This window comes from Oerskovia sp. NPDC060338 (assembly GCF_042726295.1).
Lineage (GTDB): Bacteria > Actinomycetota > Actinomycetes > Actinomycetales > Cellulomonadaceae > Oerskovia > Oerskovia merdavium.
Window position 1 is genome coordinate 198,469 of sequence record NZ_JBHXCQ010000001.1, and the last position, 14,355, is coordinate 212,823.

The 14,355-nt window shown below is 72.4% G+C and carries 11 protein-coding genes and 1 pseudogene; 7 read left to right on the forward strand and 5 right to left on the reverse strand.

The features are described 5' to 3' along the window. The first annotated feature begins 139 nt into the window (after positions 1–139). A complete protein-coding gene (locus ACFWGN_RS00940) occupies positions 140–370 on the forward strand; it encodes a hypothetical protein (RefSeq protein WP_191802660.1) in 231 nt (76 codons plus the stop codon). A 40-nt stretch (positions 371–410) separates the two neighbouring features. Here ACFWGN_RS00940 and ACFWGN_RS00945 read toward each other — a convergent pair whose 3' ends face one another. Both ACFWGN_RS00945 and ACFWGN_RS00950 read right to left on the reverse strand, forming a co-directional pair. Then, positions 411–869 carry a YbaK/EbsC family protein gene (locus ACFWGN_RS00945; protein WP_191802658.1) on the reverse strand — a complete coding sequence of 153 codons (459 nt, stop codon included), beginning with the start codon at positions 867–869 and terminating at the stop codon, positions 411–413. Positions 870–1,080: 211 nt separating this feature from the next. After that, complete coding sequence (locus ACFWGN_RS00950; protein ID WP_377615272.1) at positions 1,081–1,920, reverse strand: helix-turn-helix transcriptional regulator; 840 nt, start codon at positions 1,918–1,920, stop codon at positions 1,081–1,083. 100 nt (positions 1,921–2,020) lie between these two features. Here ACFWGN_RS00950 and ACFWGN_RS00955 point away from each other — a divergent pair, with 100 nt between their 5' ends. Beyond that, a complete protein-coding gene (locus tag ACFWGN_RS00955; RefSeq protein ID WP_377615273.1) occupies positions 2,021–2,761 on the forward strand; it encodes an alpha/beta fold hydrolase in 741 nt (246 codons plus the stop codon). Positions 2,762–2,858: 97 nt separating this feature from the next. Here the strand turns inward: ACFWGN_RS00955 and ACFWGN_RS00960 are convergent, their stop codons facing one another. Then, a complete protein-coding gene (locus ACFWGN_RS00960; protein ID WP_377615274.1) occupies positions 2,859–6,233 on the reverse strand; it encodes a GH36-type glycosyl hydrolase domain-containing protein in 3,375 nt (1,124 codons plus the stop codon). After that, positions 6,230–6,946 (reverse strand): TetR/AcrR family transcriptional regulator, encoded by a 717-nt coding sequence (locus ACFWGN_RS00965; protein ID WP_191802652.1) that lies wholly within the window; start codon positions 6,944–6,946, stop codon positions 6,230–6,232. The genes ACFWGN_RS00960 and ACFWGN_RS00965 overlap by 4 nt, the downstream gene beginning before the upstream one ends. Before the next feature lie 141 nt (positions 6,947–7,087). Between ACFWGN_RS00965 and ACFWGN_RS00970 the strand changes: the two genes are divergently transcribed. The 5 genes from ACFWGN_RS00970 to ACFWGN_RS00990 all read left to right on the forward strand — a co-directional run bounded on the left by ACFWGN_RS00970 (position 7,088) and on the right by ACFWGN_RS00990 (position 11,872). Continuing rightward, positions 7,088–8,377 (forward strand): extracellular solute-binding protein, encoded by a 1,290-nt coding sequence (locus ACFWGN_RS00970; protein ID WP_377615275.1) that lies wholly within the window; start codon positions 7,088–7,090, stop codon positions 8,375–8,377. A gap of 9 nt (positions 8,378–8,386) precedes the next feature. Then, positions 8,387–9,310, forward strand: a complete 924-nt coding sequence (locus tag ACFWGN_RS00975) for a carbohydrate ABC transporter permease (protein ID WP_377615276.1) — start codon at positions 8,387–8,389, stop codon at positions 9,308–9,310. 1 nt (position 9,311) lies between these two features. After that, positions 9,312–10,202 (forward strand): carbohydrate ABC transporter permease, encoded by an 891-nt coding sequence (locus tag ACFWGN_RS00980; protein WP_377615277.1) that lies wholly within the window; start codon positions 9,312–9,314, stop codon positions 10,200–10,202. A gap of 10 nt (positions 10,203–10,212) precedes the next feature. Further along, positions 10,213–11,382 (forward strand): glycoside hydrolase family 1 protein, encoded by a 1,170-nt coding sequence (locus tag ACFWGN_RS00985; RefSeq protein ID WP_377615278.1) that lies wholly within the window; start codon positions 10,213–10,215, stop codon positions 11,380–11,382. Between the two features lie 301 nt (positions 11,383–11,683). Then, a complete protein-coding gene (locus ACFWGN_RS00990; protein WP_191805102.1) occupies positions 11,684–11,872 on the forward strand; it encodes a hypothetical protein in 189 nt (62 codons plus the stop codon). 226 nt (positions 11,873–12,098) lie between these two features. On the opposite strand, the pseudogene ACFWGN_RS00995 reads toward ACFWGN_RS00990, so the two are convergent. Further along, a pseudogene (locus ACFWGN_RS00995) lies at positions 12,099–14,244 on the reverse strand (prolyl oligopeptidase family serine peptidase). Positions 14,245–14,355: the final 111 nt, after the last annotated feature.

Consider the following 14,355-nt stretch of genomic DNA (forward strand, 5'->3'; position numbering starts at 1 on the left):
GGTGCCGGACGCGGATCTGCCCTCCCGCGCGCAGATGATCGCAAAACTCGCGGCAGATCTCGCGTCATGAAGTCACGGTTCACCCCTCTTGAGAGGTGTACACACATTTCACCGCCGCGCATCCGCGGCCCTCACGACGATGAACAGGACCATGCACCTCGACCACGCCTTCCGGCCCACGACCGACGAGATCCGTTGCGCCATCCTCTGGGCCCTCGACCACGACCGTGCCGCTCTGGTCGAGCACCGGGCCTCGGCCCACCTGAGCCTGCGCAGCCCGCTGCGCCGTGCCGCGGACGCCCGCCTGGTCCGCCGCTGGCTCGAGGCCTCGGCGATCTCCTCGGCGCTGACCTGCGCCATGGCGGCCTGAGCGCCGCACGCCTCCCGCAGGCGTCGGCGACCATCGACGCCTACCGGCTGACGTCGACCCACTCCGCGCCGGCCAGCTCTGCGAGCCTCGTGGGTGCGATGGCGAACGCGCTCGTCGGGCTCCCCGCCGCCGGGTAGACGGTCTCGAACCCCTGCAACGACACGTCGCAGTACACCGTCACGGGCCCCGCGTGGCCGAACGGCCCGACTCCCCCGATCGGCTGTCCCGTCAGCGCCGTGGTGCTCTCGGCGTCGAGCATGCGCGGCTTGGCCCCGAACGCGGCCTTGAACTTCACGTTGTCGACCCGGGCGTCGCCGCGCGTCACGAGCAGGAAGCTGCGCTCGCCGTCGCGCAGCGCGAGCGTCTTGGCGATCTGCCCGGGCTCGACCCCCAGCGTGTCGGCTGCCATCTGGACCGTCGCGGTGTCCTTCCCCGTGTCGAGGACCGTGAGGTCGGGGGCCTGGGCGTCGAAGAAGGCGCGGGTGCGGTCGATGCTCACGGACGGGCTCCTCTGGTCGGGCGCGCGGCGTCGGTGCAGCGCGTGGTCAGGGCCATCATCACCCGCGGACGGGGACCGCGGAAGGACCCGGGCCGCGCCCGTCCGGTGCCGAGCACGAGGTCGCGGTCGTTCTGGGGCCCTGGACGACCGCAACCTCGTGCTCGACCCGGCGCAGGGTCGTTCTCGGGAGACCGCGCGGGCCACGGACCGCTCAGGCGACAGGCACAGCGCCCGACGGCGGGGTCCCCACCTCCGCGACCGGCCGCGGCACGTACGTCTCACCGGTGAGGTCTGCCCGCTCGACGCGGTCGAGCCGGAACCACCGGACGGCCTCCCGGGAGCGGCACCACGCGACGAGGTACCAGGCAGCCTCGGTGTGGGCCAGGATCACGGGCTCGACCCTCCGGACCGACTCGTTGCCGCGGCCGTCGCGGTAGCGGAGGGCGAGCACGAGCGACCGGGCGAGCGACTGCTCGACCGCCCGCAGGACCTGCAGGTGGGCGTGGGCGCGCGGGACGACCCCACCCGGGGCGACGTCCGTACCCGGGCGAGCGGCGTCGTCGGGCACCCCCGGGCCCCCCGGGGCGACGTCCGCGCCCGGACGAGCAGCGCCGTCGGGCACCGGCTGCGGGGCTTCCCGGGGCCGGCCGGCCGTGTCTCCCCGGTCGATCCACACCCTGGCAGCGAGCGCCGACGCGCGCTCGCGCGCCTCGGGGCCCAGCGCGTCCCAGACCTTGCCCTGCGCCGCAGCGGCGTCGACCGCGAACGGGCTGCCGGGCGGGAGCGCGGCGAGCGCGACCGCGACCGCGACCGCCTGCTGGGGCGAGAAGTTGACGGGAGGCAGCGACGCGGAGGGGTCGAGCACGTACCCGCCGCCCGGCCCGGCCTGCGCCCACACGGGCAGCCCGGCCTGCTGGAGCGCCGAGACGTCGCGCTTGACGGTGCGCTCGCTGACCTCGAAGAGGCGGGCCAGCCGGGCCCCCGTGGTCCCGGTACGTCCGGCGCGACGCAGCTCCTCGGCCGTCGCGTAGAGCCGCTCGGTCTTGTTCACGTCGCCTCCGTCGCGTCCCGTGCTCGTCGGTGGACCCCGTCGAACCTCCTCGAACAATGGTGACAGACAGGTGTCACCAGGGTCGGGCGAGAGTGGGTCCATGACCACTTCGACGCAGCACAGCAGCAGCGACCGGCAGACCCACGTCGTCCTCGTCCCGGGCTTCTGGCTCGGGGCCTGGGCGTGGGACGACGTCGTCCCCCACCTCGAGGCCGCGGGCCTCGCACCGCACGCCGTCACCCTCCCCGGGCTCGACGACGTCGAGACCGACCGCAGCGGCCTCACCCGCGAGGACCACGTCCAGGCCGTGCGCGACGTGATCGCACCGCTCGAGGGCGATGTCGTGCTCGTGGGGCACAGCGGTGGCGGGCCCGTGATCCACGAGGTCGTCGACCGGGACCCCGCGCGCATCCGGCGCGCGGTCTACGTCGACACGGGCCCGCTGGTCGACGGGGCCTCGCTCGCCCCCGACCTCCCCGCGGGGACGGTCGACCTCCCGCTGCCCGCGTGGGAGGACCTCGAGGCCGCCGGGTCGAGCCTCGACGGGATCGACGAGGCCGGGCTCGCCCGGTTCCGCGCGCGGGCGGTCCCCCACCCCGCGGGCGTGGCCGGTGGCCGGGTGCGGGTGAGCGACCCCGCGAGGCTCGACGTGCCCGCGACCGCCATCTGCACGAGCCTGCCGTCGGAGGTCCTGCGGCAGATGGCGCACCCCGGGCCGCCCCTGCACACCGAGCTCGGTGAGCTCGAGGTCACCTACGTCGACCTGCCGACCGGGCACTGGCCCATGTTCTCGCGTCCGGCCGACCTGGCGGCGGAGATCGTCCGGGCGGTGCGGGAGTAGCGGGGCCCGCCCCGTCGAGGACGAGGCCGTGGTCGCGCGGGGGGCCATGGCGACCACGACCTCGTCCTCGGCGCGACGGCGACGGGACCCAGCCGGGCTACGACCCGGCGGGCACCGTGACCTCGACGACGGCCGCGACGCCCAACGCCTCGGGCGCGACGACGACACCCCGCTGCCGGTAGTCCCCCGCGCGCGCGGTGGACGGGACGACGACGAGGTCGTCGGGTCCCGATCCAGCGCGGACCTGCACCTCGGTGCCCGCGTCCCCGACCCGGAAGACGACGCGGCGCGTCCTGCCTCCGACCTCGAGATCGACGGTGAGCCCGTCGGCCGTCGCCGGAAGGACGGGGTCGACCACGAGTGCACCCGACTGCTCGGTGAGACCGAGCACGCCCTGGACGAGCTGGCGCAGGTAGATCCCCGGACCGCTCGAGTAGACGCGCCACCCGCCCCGCACGCCCACGGACCCGTCGCGGAGCTTCTCGAAGTCACGGGCGAAGCTCGCCCGGTCGGGGAAGTCCGCGTCGCTCGACGAGAAGTACGCGTTGCGCTGCCGGGGCAGGGCGTGGTCGATGCGGGAGCCGAGGTCGAACGGGCTGATACGGAGCAGCTCGTCGAGAGCCCTCCCCCGGCCCAGCGCGGCGAGCGCCTCGACGTAGCGGATGTGCGCGTGCACATACATGAGCCCGACCTCGCGCCCGACGTTCGCGGCCTGCTCCGCGCGCAGGAACGTGTGAGGGATCCCCTCGTCGAACGCGGCAGGATGGTCCATGAGCCGCACGCCGTCGGGGAAGAGCAGGTGCTCGACGACGAGGCGCTCGTGCTCCTCGGCCTCCTCCGGCGTGAGGATGCCCGCGAGGATCGACTGGGTCATCGGGATGAGGCGGTACCGCATCCCCGTGCTCGTGTCCCGGGGGTGGATGACGAGCTCGTCGCCGAGCTCGTCGTGCCGCACGTACCCGGCCATGACGCCGTCGACCAGAGCGCGTTCGCGCAGGTCGTGACGCACCGACGCGGCGAGCGCCGCGGCACGCGCGGACAGGACCTCGTCGCGCCCGGCCGTGGTGCGGGCCAGGAGGAGCGAGGCCTGCACGAGCAGCGCCGACGTCCAGGTGGAGGCGAGGTTGGTACGCATCCGGGAGTCCGCCGGCTGCAGGGTGTCGTCCCAGTCGCCCTCGCCGTAGGCGGGCAGCGAGGTGCCGGGCAGCAGGTCGGTCTCGAGGTGGTCGAGGATCCGCACGACGTGCTCGGTGACGGTCGCGCGGGCGTCAGGGCCCTGCGTGGCAGGGCTCCGGCGGGCGTGGTCCCAGAAGGGGACCACCTCGTCGAGGATCCCGAGGTCACCGCTCGCCTCAAGGTACTGGGCGAGCGCGAAGAGCGGCCACACGACGACGTCGCCGTGCGAGGAGTCGTTGTACCGCTCGGCGTACTCGTCGAACATGAACCACTGCGGGAACCCGCCCCAGGTGTGCTGGTGCGCGAGGACCCGCAGCACGATCTGCCGGGCGATGTCGGTCCGGCCACCCGCCAGCGCCAGCTCGAACGGTCCCTGGCACACGTCGCGGGTCCCCCAGGCCGCGCCCGAGTACTGCTCGAGCCCGTGGGGCACGAGGAAGTGGATCAGCGCGTCGTGCGCGTACCAGGGCACGAGGAGGTCGAGCTCCTGCGTCGCGAGCTCCGGGTGCGGCTGGAAGCGCAGCCCGCGGACGAGCCCCCGCACGGTCTCGAGATGGCCCGCGAGCGTCGCCTCGAGGTCGTCGAGCGGGTCGTGCTCGGGCGCGACCAGGGCGAGCGCGCCGGCGTCGCCGTGCAGCGAACCCGCGATCGCGAGGGTCAGCGCGCCGGTGTCCGACGAGCTGTCCACCCGGTGCGCGGCGGCTCCATCGAGGGCGAGGGGGGCGCTCGACGAGACGGCGTAGCGGAGGTCGGGGTAGTGCGTCGCGACGTCCGCTCCCGGGACGGGGCGGACGACGAGCGAGGTCTCGGACGTGTGCTCGACCGTCCAGCCGCCGGCCTCGTCGTCGAGCTCGAGCGTGGCGGTGACGCGCAGCGCCCGCTCGCACCGCACGCTCACGTCGACACGGTCCTGGCGGTGATGGGCGACGGTCCGCACGTCGATGCGGCCGAGCGGGGTCTCGTACAGCCACCGGACACCGCCGACGTCGAGCACGAGCGCCGACGGGACGCCCAGCAGGCGGGGGCCCCGGCCGTCGTCGACGAGGACCCGCAGCCCGCTGCTGCGCAGCAGGTTGAGGTGGTGGCGGTGGACCGTGGCGAGCCGGTTGGCGGTCGTGTTGCCGAGGACCACGTGCGAGGCGAAGACACCGGGCGCGAACGCGGTGACGGACAGCACCTCGTCGGTGGGCAGGACCGCGTCCCCCGCCTTGAGGACGTGGCCGTGCGACCGCTCGGTGACGAGCTCCTTGCGGCCGTCGACGACGTGCGACCCACCCGGGGTGAAGAAGGAGAGCAGCGTGCCCTCGGCGTCGCGCTCGGGCAGCAGGACCTCGTCGGACGCCAGTCCGAGGGCCGCGACCAGTCCTGCCTCGTCGAGCTCGTCCCCGGCCAGGAGAGGAGCGTCGCGCAGCACCGAGCCCGTCGTGGGCAGCGGGACGGCAGGGCGCTCGGCCGCCGCGACGGCGACGGCGGCGTCCACCCAGCCGGACACCTGCTCGACGTGCGCGTCGAGCGGTCCGCGCGCGTCGACGTCGACCACGGTCACCGCGTGCACCTGGGCCGCGCCCGTCGACAGGTCCAGGGGGTGCGACACGAGCGTCTGCATCGCGTACTCGTACTGCAGCACGCCCGAGGAGACCGGGCCGAGCAGCCCGTGCGGCACGCCGTCGCGCCGCGACCGCGGGGTGAAGACCTGCAGGGAGTCGGTGAGGTGGGCGGCTGCGCCCTCGACGAGGAACGTGACGGCGAGCGGCAGTCTCGGCAGCGCCGACATGGTCTGCCTGCTGACGAGGACGCTCCCCGCGGTGGGGTGCTCGAGCGCGCGGTGCAGCAGGTACTGGCAGACGTACGCCTCGCTCGAGAGCGCGGCAGCGGGAGGCGCGAGCGCGAGGTCCTGGACGTGCACGACGTCGTAGACCGCGTCCGCACGGGTCCCCGTCCCGGCCCGGAGGTCGACGCGCCACACGAGGACCTGGTCGTCCACGGTGAGCGAGACCTCCGACTCCAGCCCGAGCGCCGCCCCGGACCACACGACGCGGTCGGTGCCGGTCTCCACGCCCGTCACGGCGGGCGCGGAACCGGTGAGCTGCGCGACCTCGACCGTCCCGTCCGCGCGGGTCGCGCGCAGGACCATGCCGCCCGGCATGCGGTCGTGCTCACCAGGGAGGTACTGGTTGACGAGCAGCCCGCCGGTGCGGACGGCGCGCACGTCACCGCCCGCCGTGAGCTCGACTGTCGTCCCGCCCGAGGCGAGGGTCGTGCCCGCGGGGGCGGCGGTCATGGCGGTGGTGGTCACGTGGACTCCTGCTCTGTGGTGTGTTCATCGGTGGCGGACGCCGCGTCCTGGACCGGCTGCAGCAGCGCGACGAAGTGGTCGAACAGCGCGACCATGTCGACGTTCTCGGGGTCCAGCAGCCACTGGAGCTGCAGGCCGTCCATGACCGCGGAGAAGAGCTGGCCGATCGCCTGGGGATCGACCTCGGGGCGCAGCTCGCCACGGTCGATCGCGTCCCGGAAGCGCGTGTCGTCCTGGTGGCGCAGCGCGCGGTAGCGGTCGCGGACGACGTCGTGCGCGGGATGGTTCGGCTCCGTGGCCTCGGCGGCGACGACGACGTGCAGCCCGACCAGCCCGGGGGTCTCGGCGTTCCGACGGACCTGGTCCCGGATGGTGGCCAGCAGCGAGGCCCCGTCGGTCTCCGCCTCGGTGCGGCGCTCGAGGTCACGCCGGTCGCGCTCCTCGATGGTCGCCGTCAGGAGCGCCGCCTTGCTCCCGAAGTGGTGCAGGAGGCCCGCCTCGGAGATCCCCACCCGCGCGGCGATCTCGCGCAGCGAGCTGCCGCGGAAGCCCTGCTCACCGAAGACCTCGACCGCGGTCCGCAGGATCTCGCGTCGGCGCTGCTCGCCGCGCACGAGTCGTCCGTCGGGCCTCTTGCCCTCGTTCGGGGTCGTGGGGTTCTTCGGGGTCGTCGCCGTGTCGGCAGCTCGCGTGCCGGGCCCGCTCTGGGTCATCACCGTCTCCTTCGTCAGGATTTGTCGGTATCCACGGTACGGCTCCGGACACCCCTGGTGAAAAGACTAACCGAGCGCACGCTATGGTAGTTTCGCATCGGCTCAGAGATCGAGCCGAACACTCGATGAGGAGGATTGCTCATGAAGCTCGGACGCAAGGCGGTCGCCGTCGGCATCGTCGGACTCCTGGCACTGACCGCCTGTGGGCGCGCCGACGAAGGGTCGGCCGATCGCCAGACCGGCGCCGCGACCACCACGACCGTGGACGACTCGCCCGCCACCGGCGACATCACCGTCTGGGCCATGGGCGAAGAGGGCGAGAAGCTCCCCGACTTCGTCAAGGGCTTCACGGACGAGAACCCCGACGCGAAGGTCCAGGTCACCACGATCCCGTGGGCCGACGTCATGACGAAGTTCCAGACGGCCGTCGCCGCCGGCACGGTCCCCGACGCGATCATGATCGGCACGTCGTTCATGCCGACCATGGTGTCGACCGGTGGCCTCGCGCCCGTCCCGGACGGGCTCGTTGACTCCGGCGACTTCGTCGAAGGAGCTGCGGCCTCGACCGTGGCCGACGGCGTCGAGTACGGCGTGCCGTGGTACGTCGAGACGCGCGTCATGTACTACCGCTCGGACCTCGCCGAGGCCGCCGGCGTGGCCGCCCCCACGACGTGGGAGGAGCTCACCGCGTTCGCGGAGGCCATGAAGGCCAACGGTTCCACCTACGGCCTCCAGCTCCCCATGGGTGACGCGGAGGACTCCACGCAGGTCATCCTCCCCTTCTACTCGCAGGCGGGCGGATCGGTCTTCAACGAGGCCGGTGACGCCTACGACCTCGACAACCAGGCGATGATCGACGCGCTGAACTACTACGCCTCGTTCTTCACCGAGGGCCTGTCCCCGCTCGCGGGCTACGGCGACACGCAGAACAGCGCGTTCGTCGACGGGTCCGACCCGGCCTTCATCTCCGGGCCGTGGATGGTCAACGTCCTCGCGGACATGCAGGGCGAGGACTGGGTCGAGCAGAACGTCGCGACCGTCCCGGTCCCCGCGGGGACCGCGAACAACGACTCGTACATCGGCGGCGCGCACCTCGGCGTCTTCGACGAGGCCAAGAACGCCGACGGCGCATGGAAGCTCGTCCGCTGGCTCGCGGAGCCCGAGACGCAGCAGGAGTGGTACGCCGCGACCAACGACCTCCCGGCAGTCAACAGCGCCTGGGACGACGAGGCCCTGACGGCCAACCCCCGCACCCAGGTCCTCCAGGAACAGCTCAAGAACACGGTCGCCCCGCCGACCGTGCCCAGCTGGGACGAGCTCTCGGCCACGATCGAGACCGAGGCCGAGAAGGTCGCCAACGGTCAGGTCACCGCTGAGGACGCGGCCAAGACGATCCAGGCCAAGGCCGATGCGCTCGGGCTCGGCTGGTAACGAGCAGCCATGACAACGACCACCGAGGGACGGCGCCGACGTTCGGTCGGCGCCGTCCACCGGCGACGTCAAGCCGTCGTCGCCTGGCTGTTCGCGCTGCCGTTCGTCGCGGTCTTCTCGGTCTTCATGCTGGGACCGCTGCTCGCGTCGTTCGGCATGTCGTTCTCGGACCTCACGATCCGTGACATCAAGACCCCCTTCGCGGTGAACTTCGTCGGGCTCGACAACTTCGCCCAGGTCTTCCAGGACGAGCTGTTCCGCAAGGCGCTCGTCAACACCTTCTTCTTCGTGGTCGTCGGGATCCCCCTGACGATGGCGCTGGGCCTCGCCCTGGCCGTCGCCCTCAACTCGGGCATCGAGAAGTTCCGCAGCGTCTTCCGGGTCGGTTTCTACACCCCCGTCGTGACGTCGATCGTCGCCGTGGCGGTCGTCTGGCGGTTCATCCTCCAGGACTCCGGCCTCGTCAACACCGTGCTGGGCTGGGTCGGCATCAACGGGCCCGACTGGCTCAACGACAGCACCTGGGCCATGCCCTCGATCATCGTCATGGCCGCGTGGCGCAACATGGGCACGCTCATGATCATCTTCCTCGCCGGGCTCCAGGCGATCCCGCGCGACGTCTACGAGGCTGCCGAGGTCGACGGCGCCGGCGCATGGCGCCGCTTCCGCTCCATGACGGTGCCGCTCATGCGCCCGACCCTGCTGCTCGGCGCCGTCCTGCTGTCCGTCGGCTTCCTCCAGGTGTTCGAGGAGCCGTTCGTCATGACCAAGGGCGGACCGGTCAACTTCACGCTGACGATCAGCTACTACGTCTACAACCAGTTCGGCTACGGCAACTACGCGTTCGCGTCCGCAGCGGCCTACGTGCTCTTCGCGCTGATCGCCGCCCTCGCCGCGGTCCAGTTCCGCCTGCTGCGGTCGAAGGAGGATTGACATGCCCCCCACGTCCTCGCGGACCACCCCCGCGCCGTCGGGCACGAGCACCCTGGTGCGCCCGCCCCGCCGCCCGATCCGCTGGTCGCGCGGCGCCACGTACACCGCGCTCGTCGTCGGTCTCCTGCTGACGCTCATGCCGTTCATCTGGATGCTGCTCGGCAGCTTCAAGACGCAGGGCGAGCTCCTGCAGCGCCCCATCACCTGGTGGCCGGAGAGCCCGACGCTCGAGAACTACGAGAAGTGGCTGTCCCAGCTCAACTACGGCCAGTTCTTCATGAACTCGATCGTCGTCGCCGTCGCGGTCGTGCTCGGCAACATCATCTTCTGCTCGATGGTCGGGTACGCCCTGGCCAAGATGCGGTTCCCGGGCAAGAAGGTGCTGTTCGCCCTCGTGATGCTCACCCTCATGGTCCCGGGCGTCGTCACGCTCGTGCCGATGTTCGTCCTCGTCTCGAACATGGGGCTCGTCAACACCTATCCGGCGCTCATCCTGCCCTTCCTCGCCGGGCCGCTCGGGGTGTTCCTCATGCGGCAGTTCATCCTCGGCATCCCCGACGCGCTCATCGAGGCCGCACGGATCGACGGCGCGGGCGAGTTCCGCATCTTCTTCCGGATCGTCCTGCCCCAGTGCGGGCCGCCGCTCGCGACGCTGAGCATCCTCACGTTCCTCGGCTCGTGGAACAACTTCCTGTGGCCGCTCGTCGTCGCGCAGACCGAGAACATGTACACCCTCCCGGTCGCGCTCTCGCTCTACTCGGTCGGCTCCAACGGCACCTACTACGGCCTGCTCATGGCCGGTTCGGTGCTCGTCGTGACCCCGATCCTGATCCTCTTCCTCTTCCTGCAGCGCTACTTCGTGCAGGGCATCGCCATGACCGGCATCAAGTAGGAGATACCCCATGCCTCTCACCTTCCCCGACCCCTTCGTCTGGGGCGCCTCGACCGCCGCCCACCAGATCGAGGGCAACAACGTGAACAGCGACTGGTGGGCGCGCGAGGTCGCGCCCGACTCGACGCTCGCCGAGCCTTCGGGCGACGCCGCGGACAGCTACCACCGCTACGCCGAGGACATCCGGCTGCTGGCCGAGTCCGGCCTCACGTCCTACCGGTTCTCGATCGAGTGGGCCCGCATCGAGCCCTCCGAGGGCATGTTCTCCCGCGCGGAGCTCGACCACTACCGTCGCGTCGTGCAGTGCTGCCTCGACCACGGCGTGACGCCGCTGATCACGCTGCACCACTTCACCTCGCCCCGGTGGTTCGCCGAGGACGGCGGATGGACCGACCCGCGGTCGGTCGAGCGCTTCGCCCGCTACGTCGAGCGCGTGCTGCCGCTGCTGGACGCCGCCTCGCACGTCTTCACCATCAACGAGCCCAACATCCTCGCCATGATGATCACGGCGGCCAAGGGCGAGGAGCAGCTCCAGGCGGGCACCATGCACGCGCCGGACCCCGTCGCGACGCAGCACCTCATCGCGGCCCACCGCCGCGCGGTCGAGCTCGTGCGCACCGTCGGGGTCCCCGTGGGCTGGCCCGTGGCTCCGCAGCAGTTCTTCGCGGACCCCGGTGCCGAGGAGGTCCTGCGGGAGTACGCCTACCCGCGCGAGACCGTCTTCCTCGAGGCCGCGCGCGGCGACGACTTCGTCGGCGTCCAGGCCTACACGCGCACCCGCATCACGCTCGACGGGCCGCTCCCCGCACCCGAGGACTCCGAGAAGACGCTCACGGGCTGGGAGTACTACCCGGCCGCCATCGCCGAGGCGGCCCGCCTGGGCCACGAGATCACCGGCCTGCCGGTCCTCGTGTCGGAGAACGGCATCGCGACCGCCGACGACGCCCGCCGGATCGACTACACGCGCGACGCCCTGCGCGCGCTCCGCGCCGAGGTCGAGGCAGGACTGCCCCTCATCGGGTACCTCCACTGGTCGCTGCTCGACAACTACGAGTGGGGCTCCTTCGCGCCGACCTTCGGGCTCGTCGCCTGGGACCCGGAGACCTTCGAGCGCACCCCCAAGCCGAGCCTCGGCTGGCTCGGGTCCGTCGCTCGCGGGGAGATCTCGCTCGACGACTGACCCGAGGGTGCGCCGCCCTCGGAGCCGACAGGTGCCCGATCGGCGCGTACCTGCTCGACGCGCGGTCGCCGGTCGCCGGTCGCCGGTCGCCGGTCGCCGGTCGCCGGTCGCCGGTCGCCGAGAACGAGGTTGTGGTCGTGATGGAGCCCCATCACGACCACAACCTCGTTCTCGGCAGACCTCGTTCTCGGCAGACCTCAGCCCCCGGAAGTCGGTCTCACCGGGTGCGCCCCCGGTGTCCGGGTGCATCCTGGGAGGAAGGGGTTCCGCCCCGGAGCTCCCCGGTCAGGGAGGAGTCGACATGTCCGGCCTCATGCTCGCCAGCAACGTCGATGCTGCGATCTACGTCCCGACGGGGTCGGGCCCCGCCAACTGGTTCCTGCTCTTCGGGATCGTGCTGATCGCCTCGATCATCGTGTTCATGATCGTCGAGATGGTCCGAGCCGCGCACGACCGGCACCTCCCACCGCACCGGAGGATGTCGCACTAGCGCACGGGTCGCCCACGCCCCGCACGTGACGCCGTCGGGCCTTCACCCGTGGGGGCGTGCCACCCGGGCGGACGCCCGCCGAGGTAGAACGCGGTGCGCGAGGTAGAACGCGATACGCACTACCTCGCGCACCACGTTCTACCTCGCGCCTCCCCGCACGGCGACCGCGCCTCTCACCTCATGGGTGGAACAGGTCAGGCCTCCCCCGCGCGGGGGCGGACCTCGGTCAGCCCAGCGTCGTCGGGAGCTCCGCCGCACCCTCGCCCGGGGCCACGCCCAGCACGCGCTCCGCGAGGAACGCCTGCACCACCTGGTACCAGACGACCGAGTGCTGCGGCTGGAGCACCCAGTGGTTCTCGTCGGGGAAGTACAGGAAGCGGTGGTCGGTGCTCCCGTCCGCGGCCGCGGGCAGGCCCGACGCCGACAGCAGCTCGTACCAGAGGCGCAGGCCCTCGCCGATCGGGACGCGGTAGTCCTTGTCGCCGTGGATCACGAGCATGGGCGTCACGATGTCCGCCACGAACCGGTGCGGCGAGTGCTCGGCCGCCATCTCGGGGGTCATCTCGCGCTGCCAGTAGTAGCCGGCGTCCGTCGTCGGGCCGAACTGGTCCAGCGCCCACAGGCTCGCGTGCGTGACGATCGCCTTGAACCGGTCCGTGTGGCCGGCGACCCAGTTCGCCATGTATCCGCCGAACGACCCGCCCATCGCGGCCGTGCGGGTCTCGTCGATCTCCGGCAGCGCCTCGGCCGCGTCGGTGATCGCGAGCAGGTCGGTGTACCGGGGCCGCGCCCCACGAGCCCCAGCCGCGCTGCACGAAGTCCTGGCCGTAGCCCGTGGACAGCGCCGGGTCCGGGAGCAGGACCGCGTAGCCCTGGGCCACGAGGATCCACGGGTTCCACCGCCAGCTCCACGCGTTCCACGAGCCGAGCGGGCCGCCGTGGATCCACAGCAGCAGCGGCGCGGGGTCCTCGGCGCTCGCACCGTGCGGCAGCGCGAGCCAGCCGCGGACGCGCACGTCGTCCGACGCGGCGGTCTCGATCTCGGTCAGCGTGCCGGGCAGGTCGGGGCTCGCGACCGGGCCGCGCAGCGCGGTCGCCGCGACGGGCGTGCGCTCGCCCGCGGGGGCCGCGAGGAAGTCCGTGAGCTCGATCCGCACGGGGTGCGAGGGCTCGAGGTAGCTCACGCGCTGGGCGTAGGCGGCCGAGGCGTCGGGCGCGATGCGGACATCGGTGAACATCGCGTCGTCCGAGGTCAGGCGGGAGACCGTACCGTCCTCGCCCGAGCCGTCGGGCGTGAAGGCGACGTGGAAGACCGGGCCGCGCCCGTCGTCGTCGGCCGTGACGAGCAGGCCCGAGCCGTCGGGCAGCCACGCAGCGGAGGTGGGCCACCGGTCCCAGCTCGCGGCGAGCGAGCGCAGACCGTGGTTCGCGCCGTCGCTCGGGTCGCCGTCCGAGCCGTCACCCGGGCGCAGCGGCACGACGGCGAGGCTCTGCTCGGGCGCCGCCTGCGGCGTCGTGATGGTCTCGCGGACGAACACGACCCAGGCGCCGTCGGGCGAGATCACGGGCGAGGAGGCCTCGGCGCCGGGCTCGTCGACGAGCGTGCGACGCTCGCCCGTCGAGGTGTCGACCGCGACGAGGATCGAGCGCTGAGAGGCGTCCGGCCCGGGCACGGACCAGGACGTGACGAGCGTGGTCCCGTCCGCGGACAGGTCCGCGGAGTGCTCGCGCAGCGCGGGCCCGACGGCGGGAGTCACGTCGCGCAGCTCGACGCGCCCCACGGGGAGCTCGGGCGTGGCGTCCTCCGCGTCGGTGCCCGCGGGCGCCGGGAGCGGACGCGCCGGCTCGTCCGTCAGGTGCGAGAGGTCGGCCACGAACCGGTGCGGCTCGGACGGCCCCAGGTCGTGGTCCCAGTACCGCACGGGGTACCCAGTGTGGAGGATCGCTGCGACCTTCTTGTCCTTGCGGGTCTTGCGCAGCTCGGCGTCGTGGGCCAGGTCGCGCGCGCTGGGCAGGACGTCGGCCGCGAGCGAGAGGACGGGCGCGCTGCGCGCGACGAGCGGGGCCGAGACCCCGGCCGGTGCGGACGCGACGACGCGTGCCTCGCCACCGGCCGCGGGCAGGAGCCACAGGGCCGAGGTCGGGTCGCCCTCGCTGGTCGCCGAGGCATCGCTGTCGGGGCGGGCCGACGTGAAGAGCAGGTCGCCCTCGGCCGTGAAGGCCGCGCCGGACTCACCCTTGGTGCTCCGGGTCAGGCGACGGGCCGGGGCCTCGCCGGTGGGGTCGACCTCCCACAGGGCCGAGACGTACGCCGTGCGCTTCGCGTCGAGCGTCGACACGCTCGTCACGAGCCGACGGCCGTCCGGGGACATCACGAGGCCGCCCGTGCGGGGGATCGCGATGTACTCGTCGAGGTCGTGGAAGGGGGTGGCGCCCGGCTGGTCGGGGGCGCTCGCGGAGTCGGTGGTCACTGCACCGTCCTA

Coding starts and splice junctions, on each gene's coding strand:
- ACFWGN_RS00940 (WP_191802660.1), top strand. CDS start 140: ATGAACAGGACCATGCACCTCGACCACGCCTTCCGGCCCACGACCGAC.
- ACFWGN_RS00955 (WP_377615273.1), top strand. CDS start 2,021: ATGACCACTTCGACGCAGCACAGCAGCAGCGACCGGCAGACCCACGTC.
- ACFWGN_RS00965 (WP_191802652.1), bottom strand. CDS start 6,946: ATGACCCAGAGCGGGCCCGGCACGCGAGCTGCCGACACGGCGACGACC.
- ACFWGN_RS00970 (WP_377615275.1), top strand. CDS start 7,088: ATGAAGCTCGGACGCAAGGCGGTCGCCGTCGGCATCGTCGGACTCCTG.
- ACFWGN_RS00975 (WP_377615276.1), top strand. CDS start 8,387: ATGACAACGACCACCGAGGGACGGCGCCGACGTTCGGTCGGCGCCGTC.
- ACFWGN_RS00980 (WP_377615277.1), top strand. CDS start 9,312: ATGCCCCCCACGTCCTCGCGGACCACCCCCGCGCCGTCGGGCACGAGC.
- ACFWGN_RS00985 (WP_377615278.1), top strand. CDS start 10,213: ATGCCTCTCACCTTCCCCGACCCCTTCGTCTGGGGCGCCTCGACCGCC.
- ACFWGN_RS00990 (WP_191805102.1), top strand. CDS start 11,684: ATGTCCGGCCTCATGCTCGCCAGCAACGTCGATGCTGCGATCTACGTC.